Source organism: Candidatus Methanocrinis alkalitolerans (assembly GCF_029167205.1).
Lineage (GTDB): Archaea > Halobacteriota > Methanosarcinia > Methanotrichales > Methanotrichaceae > Methanocrinis > Methanocrinis alkalitolerans.
In genome coordinates, this window is the sequence record NZ_JARFPL010000039.1 from 1 (window position 1) to 20210 (window position 20210).

A 20210-nucleotide genomic window follows, 5' to 3' on the forward strand; every position below is an offset into this window, starting at 1 on the left:
CCGTACAAGTCACAATCCTCGTTAGAACATGCAACATCATTGAATCCAGGTTTTGGACCTCTTCGACCCATCTTGCTACACCCACAATGAGATAGAACGTAATAGTATAAATAACATCAACTCACTGATGGTTCACTACCAGAAAATCATTCAACTCAAAATTCATCGCCTGTTTTCATTTTTATCACATTAGATTTATCACCTAAAACATTCGATTGAATATGATACAGTCCCGTATGACCCAAACGAAAATCGGCATCAATTCCGCTTTCAAGTTCGCCGCCATTTCTGGAATTCGGCCTCAACTTCCTAAAAGTTAGCGTTTTAGGGTATAAACGCTAGCTCTTAGAAAGTCAGTAGCCCCCATACTCCATCTATTCCCAACCCAATCACCCAAGAGTTTCAAGAGTCATCCCCTATCGCCGTCATAGTAGATCGCAGATTATGTATATCAAGGAGCCTTAAACCCCCTTTTGCATGAACCGGAGCGTGATCCCCTGACCTGGAGCAAAATCGTCTCCGACCTCGAGCGGGAGTTTTCCTCCCTTCACGGCGACTGGATGCGGTCAGTGGAGCTGAGGGAGAGGATCGGCGAGATCGTCGCCGGGCCCGACTTCGCCGGCCTCGCCCCCGACCTCCAGGAGCGGCTCGACCTCCTCCACGTCGAGCTCGTCGCATTAACCCGCGAGAACGTCTGCACCAACGAGAGGTGCCCCCACTACAAGAAGAGCTGCAAGATGAGATAAATGATCATCTCCGCCAGTTACAGAACGGACATCCCCGCCTTCTACGGCGAGTGGTTCGAGAGGAGGCTCGAGGCCGGGTACTGCTCCGTCGCCAATCCGTACAACCGCCAGGTCCGCCTCGTCAGCCTCCTGCCCGAGGACGTAGACGGCTTCGTCTTCTGGACGAGAAACCTCGGCCCCTTCGAAAGCAGGCTTTCGAGGGTGGCGCAGTTCGGCCGCCCCTTCGTCGTCCAGCAGACCGTCACCTGCTATCCAAAGGAGCTGGAGCCCGCGGCCGTCGGCGCCACCGAGGCGGTCCGGCAGATCAGGGCTGTCGCCAACGCCTTCGGGCCGAAGGCCGCCGTCTGGCGGTACGACCCGATCCTCTTCACCTCCCTGACGCCGCCGGAGTTCCACGTCCGAAACTTCGAGCACCTCGCCTCCGCCCTGGAGGGGGCGACCGACGAGGTGGTGATCTCCTTCGCCACGATCTACCGTAAGGCGGCGCGCAACCTCGACCTCGCGGCTCAAAAGTTCGGCTTCACCTGGATGGACCCCCCCGACGGGGCGAAGCTGGACCTGGCAGCCCGGCTGGTGGAGATAGCAAAATCCCACGGCATGAGCCTCTCCGTCTGCTCCCAGCGAAAGTACATCGTTCCTGGCGCAAAGGCCGCCCGGTGCGTCGACGCCCGAAGGCTGGCCGCCATCGGAGGGCGGCCGATCCGGGCCCGGCTGAAGGGGAAGCGGCCGGAGTGCGGCTGCTACGAGGCCGTCGACATCGGCGAGTACGACACCTGCCCCGCAGGCTGCGCCTTCTGCTACGCCGTCCTCCGGCGGGACCTCGCCCTGAGAAGGCGGGTGAGCCACGATCCCGAGGGCGAGTTCCTAGGGGGGCCGGGGGAGGCGGCGGCCCCGTCCCCGGAGGCGAAGGGGCAGACGACCCTCTTCTAAGTTCAAGCTCCATCCGATCCAAGCCTGCTCCGCCCCCGCTAGAGCCACCACTGCCAGATCATCGGCTTGTTTCTGCACATGAGAACCGTATCTCTGGAGTAGTAGATATCGAAGGCGTCTCTCCTTTCTTTGCCCTGCTGCTCGCTCCAAATCGCCTCCGGATCTATGAAGACGGTGGGCTTTGGAGCCAGGTCAGCGTCTTCGGCGTAGCTCGCACGACCCTCACCAGGGCCAGCCCGCCTCGCCGAAAAATTTCCCATCCAGAAATCCCCGTCGGAGGAGTAGGCGGAAAATCTGCCCCGCATTTCGCCAGCGTCAAAACCGCCCACCAGCCTGACAAAGATGACGGGGCTGCGACGAAATGTGATGGCGATGTCGATGCTCCTCCCCTCCGCCAGGCCTATCAGAAAGCCGTCGTTTCTTCCGCCGAGGGTCGATCTTCCGCAAAGGGTGGAGCCGGCTTCGGAGATGGAGGCGACGCTGCCGCCAGCCAGAGGTCCTACGTCGTTTCCGCCCTCTAATTCGAAGCCGATCAGCCAGGTGCTCGATAGATCAGAAACCGCTACCGCATAGCAGGCGGAGATATGAAAGGCTATCAGTAAACAGATCCGCGTCTTCATCGATCTGGCCTCCCCTAAAGCCGGCCCGAACCATCCGGCCGAAATCCGCAAAAATTGAAGTTTTGGTCGGACTTCGTGAACGAGGCGTATCGTCCTCGAAGATCTCGCCCAACCATCGCGGCTTCGGCCCGGAGCCCGGGTTTCTGAGGTATTCCCCCAGGATCTGGTTTTAGCTCTTATGCGAGCTGGGGTCAGCCCAAATCAACCCAAATCCCGATACCCCAGCTTCCCGGCCATGGCAAAGGAGATCTCCGCCTCGGAGCCGCGGCCCATGGCCTCCAGAACGAGCCCCTTCTTCTGCCAGAACCTCCCCTCCAGCGGATAGAGGTCTATCGCCGCTTGGTAGGCCACAAGCGCCTCATCATACCTCTCCAGCTCCATGAAAAGATCGCCCTTCTCCTCGGTGGCAAAGAAGGGGACGAAACCCAGCTCGATGACTTTGTCGAGGGCCTCCAGGGCCTCGTCGTATCTGTCCAGAGCCTTCAGCGCCCTGGCCTTGCCGCTCCAGGCGCCGATCAAGATCTCCGACTGGGGAGGGTTCAGATCGATGACCCTCTCGTAAGCCGCCAGAGCCTCCTCGTTCTTGCCCAAGTTCAGAAGTCCGCCGGCCCGGCCCCGCCAACCTCGGGGATCCTCCGGATTCAGCTCGAGGACCTTGTCGTAAGCTTCCTCGGCCTCCTCCGATCTGTTCATCGCCTCGAGAGCGAAGGCCTTCTTCAGCCAGAAGAACGCGAGCTTCTCGGTATCGTCGGTGGGGATCAGCTCGATGGCTCTGTCAAGAGCATCCGCGGCTTCGTCGTATCTGCCCATCCGGATCAAGATGTAGCCGCTGCTGGACCACGCATCCGAGTCCTCCGGGTTCAGCCCATAGAGCCGGAGGGTCTCGTTGTAAGCGTCGGCAGCCTCCGTTGGTCTATCGATCCCGTCAAGGAACACCGCCTTCACCCTCCAAAAGTAGGCCTGCTTGCTCGTTTCGTTGGCAGGCGTCAGCTCGATGGCTCTGTCGAAGGCCTCCAGGGATTCATTGCTCCTGCCCATCTTCAGCAGGAGGTGGCCCTTGTCCATCCAAGTCCTGGGGTCCGGCTCAACCTCCAGGGCCTTGTCGTAAGAGGCCACAACCTCTTCATAGAGGCTATCGTTATTTGTTTTAGCGGCCAGATTGACGAGGGCAAACCCCCTGTACGTCCAGGCTTCGACGTTCTCCGGATCCAGCTTGATAGCCTCGTCGTACGCCCCAAGCCGCTCGCTCTCGTCGCTCAAGGCCATGCCTTTGGCAGACCAGGCTCTGGAGTTCTGAGGGTCCAGCTCGATGGCCCTGTCGTAGGCCAAAAGAGCCTCTTCATTCAGCTCTGTGCCATTCTTCTCGCCATCACCGAAAAAGTCGGCCATGAAGGCGAGGTTGGTGAGGGCTTTCCCCTTGTTCAGCCAAGAGTCTATATCCTCCGGGTTCTCCTGGAGACGTTCGTCATAAAGCTCGACAGCCACCTCGTAGGCACCTCTGGCATCTTCCACCCTCCGCATGGTGGATAGGGTCGTCGCTCTCCAAGACCAGTAGTCTGCATAATAGAGGTCGTACCCCACCGCCTCGGGCGGGGCCGACAGATCCGAGTCGTTCTTGAATAGGGCCTTGAGGACGTCACCTTTTCCCATCCAACCGTCAGCACTCTCCGGGTCCAGCTGGATGGCTCTTTCGTAGGCGCCGAGGGCCTCCTCGTAATGCCCGCTCTCGCGGAGCTCGTGGCCTTCGTTAAGCCAGACGTCGACGGTCAGATCCTGGGCCAGAGCGGTCGTCCAGAGTGTGGAGATCAACATCAGAACGAGGGCAAACTTGGCCAGAGATCTCAAACTCGGAGGGGTTCCTTCTTGATTCAATTCGAATCCACCCCCACCGGATCAGATATCGGCTCCATCATCGGAGCGTTGTCCACCACCTGCTCCTCCGCCACCGCTTCCGCCTCCCCTGACGAGGGCCATCCGGCTGGCACCACATGTAGCGTATCACCCACGCCGTCGCCGTCTTCGTCCTCGCCCCGGTACGATGTCCAGAAGTTTCCGTCCCAGCTGTTGTTGGCGAAGCTCACATCCTTCCAGGCGATGGTGCTCCTCTGCTGGGCGTCGATCCCGTTGTAGACGAAGTTGTTCTGGGCTATCTCGTTATGGTCGTCGGATGCCCTGAGGCCTATGGCGTTGTTGGCTATCGTATTTCCGATGATGGTGTTCTTTCTCCCAACGTCGAGGCCGACCCCGGCGTTCGTGACCACGTTGCCGGAGATCGTGTTATGGCCCTCAGAGGATGATGTGTCGATTCCTGAGGACATAATGCCACTTGCATAGTATCTCCCGCTCTTCGTTACGACGTTTTGGCGCAAGGTATTGTTGCTACAGCCAACGTCCAACTTGATACCTTCTCTAGCTCTCGAATTGTTCACGGTGTTGTTGGAGATCCAGCAGTCGCTTGAGAAGGCGAGATGGATTCCGCCTTGATCTATCTTCGATCCCTCTATCGTCACATCACTTGAGTTTACCACGAAGATGCCAAACGCTTCGACCGCTTCTATTCTGGATTCGGGGCAGTTCACCAGCCAGACGTAGCCAGCGTCCAGATCCTTGAGCTCTAATCCTCTCTGGTTCTCATAGTAAAAGACCTCTTTTCCATCGACGGTGCTATTCTTCAAGTTTAAAGCGTAATGCTCTGAGCTGAATCCCGCCGAGCTTATCCTTGGCTCGACCAGCGTCATATTCTCGAATGTTGCGTTGGAGGGCATGTTCATCTCCAGGGTGGCGTTCACCACTTCATTATCGCGGAAGATGACGTCGACAGGGCTGAAGGCCATAAGCCACCCATCCTCCACATGACAACCCTCCACTGCAGAATTTTCAACGCTGAGCAAGACGATCTCAAAAGAGCTGCAGCTCGTTATCAGACAATTTTGGGACGGCTTGATGGTTACGTTAAATGGATCGAATGATCCCTCCGTAAAGGGATCTGGCGTCATTATCTGCTGAACTAAGACGCTTCTAATCCTGCTATTCTTGATTGTGCCATCTTTGACACCACTGAAGCTTATGTGTTCGCCTGTGCAATCTTCGAAGCGCATATTCTCTGCATCCTCGACTTCAACCCCTTCAACGCTGCAATCTTCTACTCGCACGTTCTTGGCGTTATCAACACGCACAGATACGCGATCCAGATACTCATATCCCCCGCTTAGATCATCCAGGGTGCAGTTTCTTATCAGGATATGAGCGTCGGTGTTCTTTATCACGATGCCGCTACCTACGTGATCATCGAGGCTTATGCCCTCGATGACGTAAGGATCGTCGGCGGTGCCGCTGCCTCTGTAATCCACGAGGTCCGCGTTGCTTTTGATGCTGATGTAGTCGCTCGCCAGAGGGAAGGTCATGGAGGAGACCGTAAACTCTGTCGATTGCGAGCCTACCGCAAGCCCCGTGAGGGCAGACAGCACCATCAGCATACTAAAAAGTACTCTCATCTAAATCAACTCCTCGTTTTGTCATTCGAAGATGACAACAAAACCATAAACGATTTCATCTCTCAACCCCCACTCCACCGAACTCCTTTGAAACTACGGCATAATTTTCGATCGGCTCCATCAGTGGATAGTTGTCCTTGTCAGCCCCGACCAAGTAAGGCGTATTACCTATGCCATCTCCATCGGCATCCCTCCCTTTGTAGTAGGTCCAGAAGTTTCCGATGTAACCGTCGAAGCTCGAGCCCTTATACGTGTACATCAGAACGTCTGTCGAGTTCCACTTGTTTGAAGAGCTGCTCGATTGTATGTTGTTGGAGTTGTTAATGAAGTTGTTGAGGTAGACGGCGTTATCGTCGGATCCGATGATGCCCATGCCCGCGTTCCTGTTGTCTCTGATCTCGTTTGCTCTTATGGTGTTTCCAGCAGAGTTGCTCAGGTAGATGCCGGACCAGCTCTCCGTCAGCTCGTTTCTCTCGATTACGTTATCATCAGAGCCGTGAAGATAGACCCCCGACTCAGCGTTGTTTATAGCGATGTTGCTCCTGATCGAATTGTTGTAGCAGTGGTAGTTGAGATGGATCCCCCTGGTGTTGTTGGCGATCACGTTGCCCTCTATCCTGGAGTTGCTGGTGTTGGTTAAGAATACTCCCTCCATGTTCTTCTCCAGCACTGAATCCCTGACGGTTATGTTATGGCAGCCGATGCAGTAGACCGTTCCCGCGTTGGATGACGAATCTATAACCGCATCAGAGACGTTCACCAGGTGGTAGATCCTTCTACCATTTACAAGGTTGCTGGCGTCGATATCGTTGGTGGCTGTAGCATCGTCCCCCCAGCCGTTGTAACCGAAGTTGAGATAGTTGCCGGACATGGAGTTGTTTCGGAGGATGTTGCCTCCGGAGAAGCTGATGATCATGCCGACTACGTTATAGTCGGCGACGTTCCTCTCCAGGACGTTCCCGCCCGTGATATCAGAGGGGCTGATGCTGGAAAGAAGGATGCCGCCACGGTTGCCGCTGGCGTTGTTCGATGCAAGAGTGTTGTTGCCGGATGCGACTATGATGCCATAGCTGTTGTTAGTGGCGACGTTGCCCCTGATGGTGTTGCCCTCCGAGTTCACCATTATGCCGGCGTCAACATAGCTTCCGCTGAATACTCCCTTGCCAGAGGAGTTTGTGACATGAAACCCTTCTACGACCCCGCCGTCGGCGGAGAGCTTTATGGGGCTGCCTTTTTGTCTTGCATCGATGACCGGCATCTTGCCGCCCGTCTCCACGCCCCTGAGGATCACGGGCTTGGTGACGTTAACCGTTTCCAGATAAGTGCCGCTGCAAACCTCGATCAGGTCACCTGGGCTTGCAGCTACTATCGCCTCATTGATGCTGGCGAAATCGCAACCTTCGGCGCAGACCCTGTATGTTGCCCCTCCGCCAGTCTGAGGGGCCGGTTTCGGAGCAGAGACCGGGATGTCACAGCGAACCAGGGGATGTCCGTCCAGATTCGAGCCGCCGAAAATCTCATATGCTTCGTCGCAGATGCCGTCCCCGTCCTCATCCTTACATCCTTCGATGAAATCGCCGTAGTGATTTCCAACTTTGCCGTCATCCCAGCGGTTCGTCCCGTCGTCGTAGGCGTCGTACTCGTTGTTGTCGGCGAAACAGTTGTTGTAGATGAAGTTGTTCTGGGAGGACGTCAGAAAGATTCCGCGACCTCGGTTGCCGCCAGCGTAATTGCCGGCGATGGTGTTATTTTCAGAGTCCTGCAGCTCTATTCCAGATAGCTGATTATCTAGAGCTCGATTGCCCGAGATGGAATTGTTATTGGAGGCCCAGAAGCGAATCCCGACTCCTTGGTTTTGGTAAAAGTCGTTTTCTGCGATGATGTTCTCCCCGGAGTACTCGAGTTCGATCCCAAAATGGGGGTTGTCCTTGACGAGGTTTTCGATGATGGTGTTGTGGCTGGAGTTCCACAGTTTAATACCTGCAAACCCGCTCCGGATCAGGCCCCTTCCGGCGTTGGAGCTGAAGTTGTTGTTGGCGATGACGTTATTGGTCGAGTTCTCCAGGTAGATTCCGGCCCACGTGTTATACGAAGCTTGGTTATCCTTGACGATGTTGCCCGACGAATCGTAGAGGGAGATGCCATTCCAGTTGTCGGTAACTGTGTTATTCAAGATGGTGTTGTCATTGGACCTAACAGTGATGCCTGCCGGCTGTACCGTTCCGACGCCGCTGTTCTTCAGACTGAAACCCTCAAGAACTATGCCATCTGCAGAGACGATAATGGCGCTGCCGTTTTCTCCGGCATCCACAACGGGCATTTTCAGGCCGCGCAAGGTCAACCGTTTTGTCACGTTTACGTTCTCGCGGTAGATGCCGCCGTCGACCACTATAAGATCTCCGGGACTGGCGGCATCGATGGCCTCCTGGATTCCAGAATAATCACCGGGAACCCTTATCGTTTCTCCATGTAATTGGCTGATCTCGTTCCCCTTGGCGCTCTCCTGGGCCATGGCTGGGGCGCAGAACATCGCCAGAACCGCAAGGAGCAGGGCAAGACTGGTCCCCGCACCATAATTCAACGGCCTACCAGGGGCCGCTAACGATCCGGTATTTTCTTTCACGTCAACCCACTCCACTTTTATTTAAGCTTCAAGAACGATTATTAAGTTTTCGCTAGAGATCACCCCTCGTACCCCAGCTCCCTGGACCTGGCGAAGGCGTCATCAGCCTCAGAATCGCGGCCCAGCACCTTCAGAGAAAGGGCTTTGTTATGCCAGGCTTTGGCCGACGTCCCTTCATCTATGAAAAATGGCGAAGATCTTGCGGTTTCGATGGCTTCGTCATAAGCTCTCAAGGCCTCTTCGTGACTTCCCAATGCCTGCAGCACTTCACCTTTATCTACCCAGACCAAGGGATTATCGGGATACTGCTCGAGAGATTTATCGAAGGCTACGATGGACTCGTTGTACCTTCCCAGAGCCTTCAGAGCCTTGCCTTTGCCGTACCAACCCGCGAAGCCCGGGTCCATCTCGATGACTTCATCAAAGGTCTCGATCGCCTCTTCGTAACTGCCCATCTCCAATAGGAGCATTCCCTTGTTTTGCAGGGTGGGCAGGTATGCGTGAGATCCCTCGTCAGAGATCTCCAGGGCTTTATCGTAGGCTTCGAGGGCCTCCTCGAATCTGCCAAGATTGTTAAGTGATATACCCTTGGTGCTGTAGACAACGGCCTGCAGCTCGGTATCGTTGGCGGGTGTCTGCACTATTGCCCTGTCATAAGCCTCAATGGATTCATCGTATCTTCCAAGCTGCATCAAAACATCTGCTTTACTCCTCCAGGCCGACCATGCGATAAAGGAGCCCGTATTCTCCTGAGGGAATAGCTCGATGAGCTCGATGGCCTCATCGTAGGCTTTGACGGCCTCTTCCAGGCGGTTCATCGATCCGAGGAGATGGGCTTTGAGAAACCAGGCTTCAGCATCTTCAGGGTTCCCCTCGATGGTCAGGTCGAAGAGATCCAGGGCCCTTTGATAGGCTATAAGGGCCTCGTCCTCCATGCCGATGAGCGCCAATAACGAGCCTTTGGTCTGCCAAAGGTTGGCGGTCTCCGGCTCTATCTGCAGGGCCTTATCTAAGGCCTGGACAGATTCGTCGTAAGAGCCGTTGACGAAAAGCTCCTCGCTCTTCTTGACCCAATAGTCTGCCGTATCTTCTTGGGAAGCGGCGCAAAAGCCGAGGGCAGCCAGACTCAGCACTGCCAGAGCCGTAAAGGCCAAGGTGAGCCTGGTTTCCACGCCCGACTTCGACGGCCCGCCCAGGATAGCTAACGATCCGATTTTTCCTTTCACATCAACCCACTCCACGTTTTCGTCCTTCAAAAATTAGCATAAAATGTGATGAGCTGGGGTCAGCCTACATACCCCAGCTCCCCGGCCTTGGCGTATGCCGTCTCCGCCTCAGAATCGCGGCCGAGAGCCTCCAGGGACTCGCCCATCCACTGATACCTCCAGACGTTTGAAGACTCGGCGTGGGTCTCGATCTCCACCTCGAAGGCCTCGACCGCCCTTTCGTAGGATGCGGCCGCCTCCTCATGCCTGCCCATCCCCTCCAGAGCATCGGCCTTGAACTTCCAAAACTTCGCTATCTCCGGATATGCGGAGGTGTCGAGCTCGAAGGCCGCAGCCGCTTGCTCATAAGCCAGGGCCGCCTCATCGAGCCTCCCGAGCCCCTCCCGAGCCTCGCCCTTCCAGAGCCAGGGCTCGCCGCCGATCATGGCGGGGCTCTCGTTGTAGGCAGCCAGGGCCCTATCGCAGGCCTCGACCGCCTCCTCGTACCTCCCGAGCTCCTTGAGGACAATCCCCTTGTTCGACCATGCGGCGTAAGTCGCCAGAGGGTCGCCAGAGCCCAGCTCTATCGCCCGATCGTAGGCGGTGAGGGCCTCGTTCCAGAGCCCCTTTTCGGCAAATACGTTCCCCTTGCTCCGCCAGGCGCTGCTCTGCCAGAACCTCTCCTCTGGGTCCTCCGGGACTTCAGCTGTGGACTCGTCGAATATCGCCAGGGCCTCGGCCTGCCTGCCCATTATTATGAGAAGGCTCGCCTTCTGCACCCTGGTATTGGTGTCCTGGGGGTCGATCTCAATGGCCTTATCGAAGGCCGCGATCGCCTCATCGTACTCTCCCTGATCCCGGAGGACGAGGGCCTTGTACCGCCAGGCTTCGGCGTTCTGGGGATCGACCTCGATCGCTTTATCGAAGGCCTCAACCGATTCTTCCAGAGAGTCGTTGAAAAGCAGCTCTTCGCCCATTTTGACCCAGTCATCTGCTGTCCTCTCCTGCGCCCACGCGCTGCTGCAGCAGAGCGCCGCCAAAGCGATCAGAGCAAGAGCGGACCTCATGCCTGCGCCAAACCTCAGCAGCCCGCCGAAGGCCGCCAACAGTCCTGTTTTTTCTTTCACATCAACCCACTCCACTTTTCGTCTTCAATAATTACCAAAAGATTTGAGCTGGGGATCACATCTTGTACCCCAGCTTATCAGCCACCAGAAGCGACATGGTGGCGTTGTAAACTTGGCCGAGCGCCCTCTGGGATTCACCCCTGCCGTACCAGGCATTGCTCCAATGCGGGCCTAGCTCGATGGCCTTGTTGTAGGCATCCAAAGCCTCCTGGTTTCTGCCAAGAGCCCTCAGGGCGTCGCCCCTGCCTACCCACGCGCTGGTATCGACTAAGTAGGGCTCGATGGCTGGAGAGGATTCGAGGATTTGATCATAGACCTCCAGGGACTCGTCGTACCTTCCGAGCTCGTAGAGGGCTTTGCCTCTCATCTGGAGCAGGCCGACGTCGCCGGGATCCTCCAATATGGCCTTTTCGTAAAGCGCCAGCGACCTCGCGAACGCCTCCGTCGCATCTTCCTGCTTTCCGGTCTTGTTCAGAGCCGTTCCCTTGGAAAGCCAGGTCTGGGCCAGCGTTTCCGTATCGCTCTCCGATATCAGCTCGAGGGCCTCCTCGTAGGCCTCCAGGGCCTCATCGTACCTCTTCATCTCGACGAGGAGGCTCGCCTTCCACTGCCAGCTGCCGACGTCATCGGGGTTCTGCCTGATCGCCTCATCGAAGGCCGTCAGAGCCTCTTCCATCCTCTCCAGCTCCGTCAAAACGAAGGCCTTGAAGTGCCACCACGTGCCGCTCTTGGGGTTCAGCTCAAGAGACTTATTGACCGCCTCCAGGGCGTCCTCCCACCTGCCCGCAGCCGCCAGATCCTCGCTCTTGGCGGCAAAGGCCAGGGCGATCTCTGCGGTGTCGCTTGCGGGTATCAGCTCGATGGCCCTGTCGTACGCTTCCACAGACTCGTTCATGTCACCCATGGCGCTTATTACCTCGGCCTTTCGCCACCAGACGTTGTAGTCCAGGGGTTTCAGCTCCGTGACCTTGTCGTAGGCCTCGGAGGCCTCCTCCCACCGGCCGAGGTTCAAAAGAACGTTGGCTCTGCCCATCCATGCGTCGGCGTCCTTCGGGTCCGTCTCGATCCTCTGGTCGAAGGCGTCCAGGGCCTTTCCGTACGCCTGGTCGGCCTCTTCAGGTCTGTTCAGACTTCGCAGAACCCGGGCCTTATTCAGCCAGGCCTTGGCATCGCCGGGGTCCTCCTCGAGGCCCTCTTCCAGAAGGACGAGGGCCTTCTCGTAGATCTCGGCGGACTCGTTCATCTTTCCCACGAACATGAGGTCGAAGGCCTTTCGGATGAGGATCGTCTCGTTCTCAGGATCGATATTCAGGGCTTCATCGTAGGCGGAGATCGCCTCCTCGATGGAGCCGTTGTGGTAAAGCTCCTGGGCCCTATTCATCCAAAAGTCGACGGTCTCCTCCTGCGCTCCGGCGGGAGCGCAGAGCATCGCCAGAGCCGCGAAGACTATGGCAAGGCTGGTCCCCGTGCCCAACGATCCAGTTTTTCCTTTCAAATCAACCCACTCCGCTCTCTTATCCATAATATTTTTCGGGCTATGGTCACGAAGGCTGATACTCGAACTCCCCGCTGCCCCTCGTCCCCACGACTCTGCCATCCGGGAGGTTTTCAAACCCCAGAAACGATATTTCCCTCCCGGCCTCGTCCTTCAGAGTGACGTTGGTGGCGGCGTCGTCGAGGGCGATCCCACTCTCCATGAATAGGTCGGCCTCGGCGTCCTCGCCCGCGCCGAAGTGGACTCGAACCATCGCCCCGGGCTCCAGGATGTACTCGGGAAGGACGACTGATCTCGTCTCATCGCCGTCGACGACCAGGGTCCACCCTTTGAGGTTCGCGGCCTCATCGAGGTGGTTTGCGATCTCGACGAACTCGTCCTCGCCATCTGCCACGATATCGGTGATGGCGATCATCCCTTCAAGAGGCGATGTGAACCCCAGCTCCTCAGCCCTGGCGAAGGCGGCTCTTGCCTCATCTTCGCGGCCGAGATTCTGCAGCAGATCGCCTTTCAGGTACCACGTGTACCCATTTTCCGGATCGAGATCTATCGCCTCCTCTAAGGCGGCCAGAGCCTCCTCATCCCTTCCCAGGTTCATGAGGATGAGGCCCTTCAAACGCCAGGCATCGGGATCTTCAGGATCGATCTCGAGGGCCTTCTCACAGGCTTCGAGAGACTCGTCGTACCTGCCTAAGGAGGGCCCGAGGATCTGGGCCTTGGATATCCAGGCGTCGGCATATTCTGGATCGATCTCCAGGGCTCTATCGATGTAGGTGAGGGCCTCCTCGTACCTTCCCAGATGAGCCGACAGGAGAACGCCCCCGTTGATCCAGAAGTTCTTATCATCGGGCGCCAGCTCGGTGGCCCGATTCAGAGCCTCCACCGTCCCGTTGTAGTCGCCATCTTCCGCGAATAGATGAGCCCTTTCAAACCATACGAACGCCTTCTCGACGGTCTCGGAGGTGGCATCTATCGCCTCGTCGCTGGCCGTCATCGACTCATCATGCCTTCCAAGCTTCCATAACGCGTTCGCCTTTCCGACGAGGACCCAGGGCTGATGAGGGTCTATCTCCAGGGAGGCGTCGTACGCCTCGACCGCCTCTTCGTAGCGTTCCATCATCGATAGAACGGTGGCCTTCCCATTCCAGGCTTGAGATTGCGACCGGTTCAGCTCGATCGCCCTCTCGAAAGAGAGAAGAGACTCGTTGTATCCGGCCGGGTCCTTACTGATAAAGGCGAGCCTGCTCTTGGCGTAACCTTTGCCGATCCAGGCCTCGGCGATCTCCGGGTTAAGTTCAACGGCCCACTCATAGGCTGCCAGGGCTTCCTCCGTCGAGCCGTTCATCGACAGCTCCTCCCCCTTCTCGAACCAGTCTCTCGCGGTCTCCTCCGGCGTCCAGTAGGCTGCGAACTTTTCGAGCGTTCCAGCAGAGTCTTTCAGGGTCAGGTTTCCGGCGAGGTCGTCCAGGGCGAGATCGCTGTCGAGGAATATGTCGGTCTCGTTGCTCTCGCCAGCGCCGAGGTGGAACCTGATCCGTTCACCGGGTTCGAGGGTAAAGTCTGGAAGGGCGATCGACCCCTTGTCGTCGATGGTCAGAATCAACCCCTCGAAGATTTCGGTCTCTTTTCCGTCGTTGGCCATCTCGATGAACTCGTCCTCTCCGACGGAGACGACGTTGGTGAGAGCCAGCGAAGATGCGGGCGGCGTCTCATATCCCAGCTCCCGGGCCATGGCAAAGGAGATCTCCGCCTCGGAGCCACGGCCCATGGCCTCCAGAACGAGCCCCTCCTTCTGCCAGAACCTCCCTTCCTGCGGATCAGATATCGGCTCCATCATCGGAGCGTTGTCCACCACCCGCTCTTCCGCCACCGCCACCGGCTCCCGGGGATAAGAGACCGAAACCGCGATATGAGGCTCGTCGCCCACGCCGTCGCCGTCTTCGTCCTCACCCCGGTACGACGTCCAGAAGTTCCCATCCCAGGTGTTGTTGGCGAAGCTCACCGTCTTCCAGGCGATGGTGCTCCTCTGCTGGGCGTCGATCCCGTTGTAGATGAAGTTGTTATGGGCTATCTCGTTGTGGTCGTCGGATGCCCTGAGGCCTATGGCGTTGTTGGCTATCGTATTTCCGATGATGGTGCTGTTTCTTCCAACGTCTAGGCCGACCCCTGCGTCCATGATAACATTGCCGAAGATGGCATGGCCTCCATCCGATAGCGCGGTGTCAACGCCCATAGATGCCAGGAAATCTGGACCGGCCTTCTTCGCCCTCTTTACGAAGTTGTCTCGCAGGGTGTTGTTATGGCAGCCATAACCGAGGGTTATTCCTCCCGTCCTGGCGCTCGAGTCGATCAGGGTGTTGTTGGAGATCGTCGAGTCGCTGGAGAACGCCAGGTAGATGCCTCCCTGGTGTATAACAGAGTCCTCCACGATGAGGCCGCTGGAGTTTATCGCGGAGATGCCGTAGGCATTGACTCCTTTCAACCTGGCCTCTGGACAGTTCATCAGCCATACGTATCCCAACTCGAGACCTTCGAGCTTAAGCCCTTTTTCATCCTTGAAGGATGAGATCTCCTTCCCGTCGACGGTGCTGTTGTAAAAGTCGATGGAATCCTCAGAGCTCAGCCCTGCGAGGTACAATCCTGAGAGGTCTATATCTGATCTGACCAGCTTCAGACCGTCGAAGGTCATGCTCACCGGGTCTGGCGACGTTCGGTGAAGCCCCAAAATACCGCCCACCACCGTAACGTTTCGGAAGGTGATCTTTCTGAGGTCGAAGATCCACAAGCCACCTCCTTCGACGTTATCTCCAATGATGCAGTCCTCAACGACGCAATCCATCGAATCGAAGAATGTGATCTCCTGCCCAGCTATGCACCCTCTAATCAGAATATTTTGAGATGGTGTCCTGGTCAGTTCCAAGGGAGCGATATCAAAAAAGTCAGAGAACACCATGGGAGTCCCCCCGGCTTGAACTATGATGTGGTTGATGGAACTTCTTTCGATCGTCCCGTTCAGGACGCCGTCAAAGGTCAGGGCGCTCCCTTCGACCCCTTTGATTCGAACGTTCTCGGCTCCGGAGAACCGGATATCGCTATCTGACACCCTGGAATCTTCGATCCGGACGTTCTTTGCTCCGTCGATATATATTCCCACAGGAAGGAGAGCATCATATCCTCCGTTTAAGTTCTCCATGGTACAGTTTAGTACCAGCAAATGAGCATCGGTGTTCTTTATCACGATCCCATTTCCGACGTGGTCTTCGAGGCTTATGCCCTCGATGATGTAGGGATCATCGGCGGTGCCGCTGCCTCTGTAATCCAGGAGGTCAGCGTTGCTTGTGATGCTGATGTAGTCGCTGGCCAGAGGTAAGGTCATCGAGCCGACCTTAAACTCTGTCCCTTGCGAGCTTGCCGCAAGCCCCATGAGGGCGCACAGCATCATCAGAACGCCAAGATATGCTTTCATCTCATCCCACTCCTCTTTTTTTCTACTTCAAAGCTCCATATGTCTCGAGAGCCGTTGGGGCCCGCGATAGACGAATTCACTATCAAACCCCGGATCGATGACGATGGACGACCATCCTTTCGACTTCTTCATTTATATCAAATTCGATTAAACGCAACTGTCTGTCTGATCCTGATCTTCATGGAGCCTCCAAAATTTGGTGTCCCCGCGACTAAATCATACCCCTCCGAAAGGCATTATAGCCATGGCGGATCAACTATTGCAAAGACCCCCGTTTCTGAAACGATAGACCAGCCGGAGAAGATTGGATGATCCGAGTTCTTATAGTGGACGACGACCCCGCTGTCCTGGAGATAACGAAGGTATTCCTGGAGAGGTCCGCAGATATCGAGGTCGACGCCGTCGTCTCGGCTTTGGAGGCGACGGAGAGGCTGGAAGATGGCGGCTACGACGTCATCGTCTCCGACTACGTGATGCCGGAGATGGACGGGATATCCTTTCTCAAGCAGGTCCGGAGCCGAGGGTCGGAGATCCCCTTCATCCTCTTTACGGGGAAGGGGCGCGAAGAGGTGGTGATCGAGGCGCTGAACAACGGAGCCGACTACTATCTCCAGAAGGACGCAAACCCCATGGTCCTCTACGCCGAGCTGATCCACCAGATCCGGCAGGCGGCAGAAAGGCAGAGGACAAAAATGGCGGTCATCGAGAGCGAGGAGAGGTATCGGGCCCTCTTCGAGAATATGAATGACGGGCTCGTCCTCTGCGAGCTCGTCTGGGATCCTGGGGGCGTCCCCGTAGACTACGTCATAAAGGACGCCAACCCCCAGTTCGAGGAGATCACCGGGTTGGGGCCGGATGAGGCTATAGGAAAGAGGGGGTCAGAGATCTTCGGGTCGATTGTCCCCCCATTTCTGGAGATATACCAAAAGGTCGACGAGACCGGATCTTCTGCGAAGTTCGAGGGGTATTTTCCGGCTACAGGGAGGCATTTTTGCATATCCGCCTACTCGATGGGGGGGGGAGAGTTTGCGGCGATATTCTCGGATATCACCGAGGAGAAGAGGATGACCGGAGAGCTTTGCCGGGCTCACCACCAGCTTCAGGAGATAATAGACTTCCTCCCCGACGCCACCTTCGTCGTAGATGAGGATAGAAGGATCATAGCGTGGAACCGGGCCGTCGAGGAGATGACCGGAGTCTCCAAGGATGAGATCGTAGGAAGAGGGGCCTACGACTACGGCGAGCCCTTCTACGGGTTCAAGAGGCCGGTCCTCATCGACGCCATCTTTTCGGAGGGTTTCGGGATAGAGAAAGAGTACGATTACCTCCGCCGAAAGGGAGACGCCATCTTCGCTGAGGTCTACGTCCCCCACCTCTACGGGGGTAGAGGGGCTTACATCTGGGCGATCGCGTCGCCTCTATTCGACGATGACGGGAAGGTGGTCGGTGCCATCGAGTCGATCCGGGACGTCACCGACAGGAAGCGAACCGAGATCGCCCTCCGGGAGACGAGGGACTACCTGGAGAGCCTCCTCCACCGCGCCAACGCCCCCATAGCGGTCTGGGGTCCCGACATGAAGATCATCCGCTTCAATCGCGCCTTCGAGCGGCTGACAGGCTATGCTGCCGGGGAGGTGATCGGGAGGAAGGCGACGATCCTCCTTCCCGACGAAGGAAGGGAGGAGGCGCTGGCGAAGATCGCCTACACCCTGGAAGGCGAGTGCTGGGAGTCGGTGGAGATACCCGTCCGTTGCAAGGACGGCGGGGTCAGGATCGTCCTCTGGAACTCGGCGAATATCCGCTCGGAGAAGGACGGCGCCGTCGTCGCGACGATAATCCAGGGGCAGGATATCACCGAGCGGAAGCGAGCGGAAGAGTGGCTTATCCTCGCCCACAAACAGCTCATGGATATCATCGACTTCCTCCCGGACCCGACCTTCGTCATCGACGCGGATAGGAAGGTGATAGCCTGGAACCGGGCGATCGAAGAGATGACCGGCGTCGGGAAGGAAGAGATCGTGGGCAAGGGCGATTACGTTTACGGCGAGGTATTCTACGGAGAAAAAAGGCCGGTTCTGATAGATATGATATTCGCGAGGGACGAAGAGCGGGAGGAGCTCTATCATTGCGTCAAGAGGGAGGGGGAGACCCTCTTCGCCGAGGCCTTCGTCGTCCCGCCCCGGACCGGAAAGGGGGCTTACGTCTGGGGGACGGCCTCGCCCCTCTTTGATAAAGATGGTAATATCGCAGGCGCCATCGAATCGATCCGGGACGTCACCGAGATCAAGGAGACGGAGATGGCCCTCCAGGAGAACGAGGAGAGGCTGAAGCTCGTCATCGAGGGGGCGAACCTGGGTATCTGGGACAGGAACGTGGTGACGGGGGAGGTCGTCCGTAACAGCAGGCTCATGGAGATCTTCGGCTGCCCGGACGGAGAGCTGGAAGGGACCGTCCGGGAGAGGGAGAAGATGATCCATCCCGACGACTTCGAGAAGGTGGCCGCAGCCCTGGAAGACCACTTCATAGGCAGAACCCCCCACTACGAGATCGACTACCGGCTGAGGAGAAGAGACGGTCGGTGGATATGGGTCCACGATCGGGGCGAGGTGATGGCGAGGGACGAGGCGGGCCTCCCTATGAGGATGGTGGGGATCACCCAGGAGATCACCGAGATCCGGAGGTACCAGGAGGCTCTTAAGGAGGCGAATCGGAAACTGAACCTCCTCAGCAGCGTCACAAGGCACGACATCCAAAACCAGATAACCGCCCTCTCAGGGTACGCCCTCCTTCTGAGGGAGATCGTCCCCTCCGACCCTGCCGCCGAAAAGTACATCGATCGGATCGCGGAGCTGGCGGAGACGATCAATAAACAGCTCGTCTTCACCCGGAACTACCAGGAGATGGGGGTGAAAGCCCCGAGGTGGCAGCGGATCGACGAGGTCGTCCGGCGGGCTGAGGCTGCCGCCATCGAGGAGATCGGCAAGATCCGGATGGCCCTCGAGGTATCTACAGGGAGCCTGGAGGTCTTCGCCGACCCGATGCTGGAGAAGGTCTTCAACAACCTCCTGGAGAACGCCAAAAGGCACGGGGGAGGAGTCGCCAGGATCCGGGTCTCCTTCGCGGAGACGGAGGACGGTGGCGAAGGTGGAGGAGGAATAGGAGGAGAAGCAATAGTAGCAGGTGCAGGTGCAGTGGCGAGCGCGACTGCAGGAGCTGGAGCTGGTGGAGGAGGGGGTGGCAGAGGCGTAATCATCGTCGAGGACGACGGCCTCGGGATACCGGAGGATGTTAAGGGCCGGATCTTCGATCAGGCCTTCGGGAGGCATACCGGCTACGGCCTCTTCCTCAGCCGGGAGATTCTGGGGATCACCGGGATGACGATATCCGAGACCGGCGAGGAGGGTCGGGGGGCGAGGTTTGAGATCTCCGTCCCGCGGGAGAATTATCGTTGGGGGGTAGTTCATTTAGAAACCTCCTAATCGACCTCCCCCCGAAGAGATATCATGCCCTCAGAGCTTCACCATGTCGAAGGCCCACCGGTTGACTGCTGGGGCGACGTTGCCGCACCGGCGGTGATCCTCGACCGCCAGGCCCCGCCCCTCGAACTCCTCGATGAGCCCCTCGATCTCGTGGCGTTTCTTGAAGGTGTAGAAGGTGACGGCGCCCCCCGGCTTCACCAGCGGGATTATGGAGTCGAGGATCTCGTCCCTCCCGTAGGGGGTCGGGATGACGGCCCGGTCGAACCCGGCCGCCCCGCCCTTCTCCTCCATGGCTCGGCAGAGGGCGAAGGCGTCGCCAAGGACGATGTCGACGTTGCCGTCGACCCGGTTCAGCCTCGCGTTCTCCGCCAGCCACCGGCATGCTTCGGGGCTGATCTCGACTGCCACGACCCTCGCTCCCGCGGCGGCGACGGGGACGGCGAAGGGGCCGACGCCGGCGAAGGGGACTATCGCCATCTCCCCAGCCCTCGCCTTAGATGCCGCCCTCATCCTCTCGGAGCCGAGACGGGGGTTAAAGAAGACCCCCGCGACGTCGAGCTTGTAAGAGAAGCCGAACTCCCGGTGGCACGTCGCCGTCCCGCCTCCGGCTATGAGCTCGAAGGATGCAACCCTCCTATCCCCCTCCAGCTTTGAGACTTTGTTGAGGACGGTCTTGACGTTCTTCTGAGATGAGATGATCGCCTCTCCGATCTCTCTCTTCTCGCCTTCGTATGTCGGAGGGATCGAGACCACCGCCACATCCCCCACGAGGGAGAAGCGGCCACTTAACCGGTCACGACCCTCCTCGGAGACAGCGGGAGAGGGGCCGGCGTTCAACCCCCTCCCTCTCATGGCCCCTCCCTTCAGCGTCTTCCCTCTAATCCTCGTCTCTCTATTCATCCTCGTCTCTCTATTCATCCTCGTCTCTCTATTCATCCTCGTCTCTCTATTCATCCTCGTCTCTCTATTCATCCTCGTCTCTCTATTCATCCTCGTCTCTCTATTCATCCTCGTCTCTCTATTCA

General features: G+C 57.5%; 12 protein-coding genes. 3 read left to right on the top strand and 9 right to left on the bottom strand.

The window, feature by feature from the left end; all coding sequences use genetic code 11:
- The first annotated feature begins 473 nt into the window (after positions 1-473).
- Both P0O24_RS10455 and P0O24_RS10460 read left to right on the top strand, forming a co-directional pair.
- A complete protein-coding gene (locus P0O24_RS10455; RefSeq protein ID WP_316969699.1) occupies positions 474-746 on the top strand; it encodes a hypothetical protein in 273 nt (90 codons plus the stop codon).
- Positions 747-1676, top strand: a complete 930-nt coding sequence (locus P0O24_RS10460) for a DUF1848 domain-containing protein (protein WP_316969700.1) — start codon at positions 747-749, stop codon at positions 1674-1676.
- Positions 1677-1714: 38 nt separating this feature from the next.
- Here P0O24_RS10460 and P0O24_RS10465 read toward each other — a convergent pair whose 3' ends face one another.
- From P0O24_RS10465 to P0O24_RS10500, 8 genes are all read right to left on the bottom strand, one after another.
- Entirely contained in the window at positions 1715-2296 is a 582-nt protein-coding gene (locus P0O24_RS10465; RefSeq protein WP_316969701.1) for a hypothetical protein, read from the bottom strand.
- 201 nt (positions 2297-2497) lie between these two features.
- The gene (locus P0O24_RS10470; protein ID WP_316969702.1) at positions 2498-4108 is read right to left on the bottom strand and encodes a tetratricopeptide repeat protein; all 1611 of its coding nucleotides are present in this window, start codon (positions 4106-4108) and stop codon (positions 2498-2500) included.
- Positions 4109-4164: 56 nt separating this feature from the next.
- Positions 4165-5772 (bottom strand): right-handed parallel beta-helix repeat-containing protein, encoded by a 1608-nt coding sequence (locus P0O24_RS10475; protein WP_316969703.1) that lies wholly within the window; start codon positions 5770-5772, stop codon positions 4165-4167.
- A gap of 73 nt (positions 5773-5845) precedes the next feature.
- A complete protein-coding gene (locus tag P0O24_RS10480; RefSeq protein ID WP_316969704.1) occupies positions 5846-8320 on the bottom strand; it encodes a right-handed parallel beta-helix repeat-containing protein in 2475 nt (824 codons plus the stop codon).
- Between the two features lie 152 nt (positions 8321-8472).
- Entirely contained in the window at positions 8473-9669 is a 1197-nt protein-coding gene (locus tag P0O24_RS10485) for a tetratricopeptide repeat protein (RefSeq protein WP_316969705.1), read from the bottom strand.
- A gap of 29 nt (positions 9670-9698) precedes the next feature.
- Positions 9699-10745: a tetratricopeptide repeat protein gene (locus P0O24_RS10490; protein WP_316969706.1), complete on the bottom strand. Its 1047-nt coding sequence runs from the start codon at positions 10743-10745 to the stop codon at positions 9699-9701.
- Between the two features lie 55 nt (positions 10746-10800).
- Positions 10801-12240 (bottom strand): tetratricopeptide repeat protein, encoded by a 1440-nt coding sequence (locus P0O24_RS10495; protein WP_316969707.1) that lies wholly within the window; start codon positions 12238-12240, stop codon positions 10801-10803.
- A 46-nt stretch (positions 12241-12286) separates the two neighbouring features.
- On the bottom strand, positions 12287-15706 hold the full coding sequence (locus tag P0O24_RS10500) for a tetratricopeptide repeat protein (RefSeq protein WP_316969708.1): 3420 nt from the start codon (positions 15704-15706) through the stop codon (positions 12287-12289).
- A gap of 308 nt (positions 15707-16014) precedes the next feature.
- Between P0O24_RS10500 and P0O24_RS10505 the strand changes: the two genes are divergently transcribed.
- On the top strand, positions 16015-19185 hold the full coding sequence (locus P0O24_RS10505; RefSeq protein WP_316969709.1) for a PAS domain S-box protein: 3171 nt from the start codon (positions 16015-16017) through the stop codon (positions 19183-19185).
- 30 nt (positions 19186-19215) lie between these two features.
- Here the strand turns inward: P0O24_RS10505 and P0O24_RS10510 are convergent.
- The coding region (locus P0O24_RS10510) for a class I SAM-dependent methyltransferase (protein ID WP_316969710.1) at positions 19216-20210 on the bottom strand (995 nt) is incomplete at its 5' end.

What these genes read in the sequence shown, in the direction of transcription:
- P0O24_RS10460 (WP_316969700.1), top strand. Translation starts at nt 747, where the DNA reads ATGATCATCTCCGCCAGTTACAGAACGGACATCCCCGCCTTCTACGGC.
- P0O24_RS10480 (WP_316969704.1), bottom strand. Translation starts at nt 8,320, where the DNA reads ATGTTCTGCGCCCCAGCCATGGCCCAGGAGAGCGCCAAGGGGAACGAG.
- P0O24_RS10465 (WP_316969701.1), bottom strand. Translation starts at nt 2,296, where the DNA reads ATGAAGACGCGGATCTGTTTACTGATAGCCTTTCATATCTCCGCCTGC.
- P0O24_RS10505 (WP_316969709.1), top strand. Translation starts at nt 16,015, where the DNA reads ATGATCCGAGTTCTTATAGTGGACGACGACCCCGCTGTCCTGGAGATA.
- P0O24_RS10470 (WP_316969702.1), bottom strand. Translation starts at nt 4,108, where the DNA reads ATGTTGATCTCCACACTCTGGACGACCGCTCTGGCCCAGGATCTGACC.
- P0O24_RS10475 (WP_316969703.1), bottom strand. Translation starts at nt 5,772, where the DNA reads ATGCTGATGGTGCTGTCTGCCCTCACGGGGCTTGCGGTAGGCTCGCAA.
- P0O24_RS10500 (WP_316969708.1), bottom strand. Translation starts at nt 15,706, where the DNA reads ATGAAAGCATATCTTGGCGTTCTGATGATGCTGTGCGCCCTCATGGGG.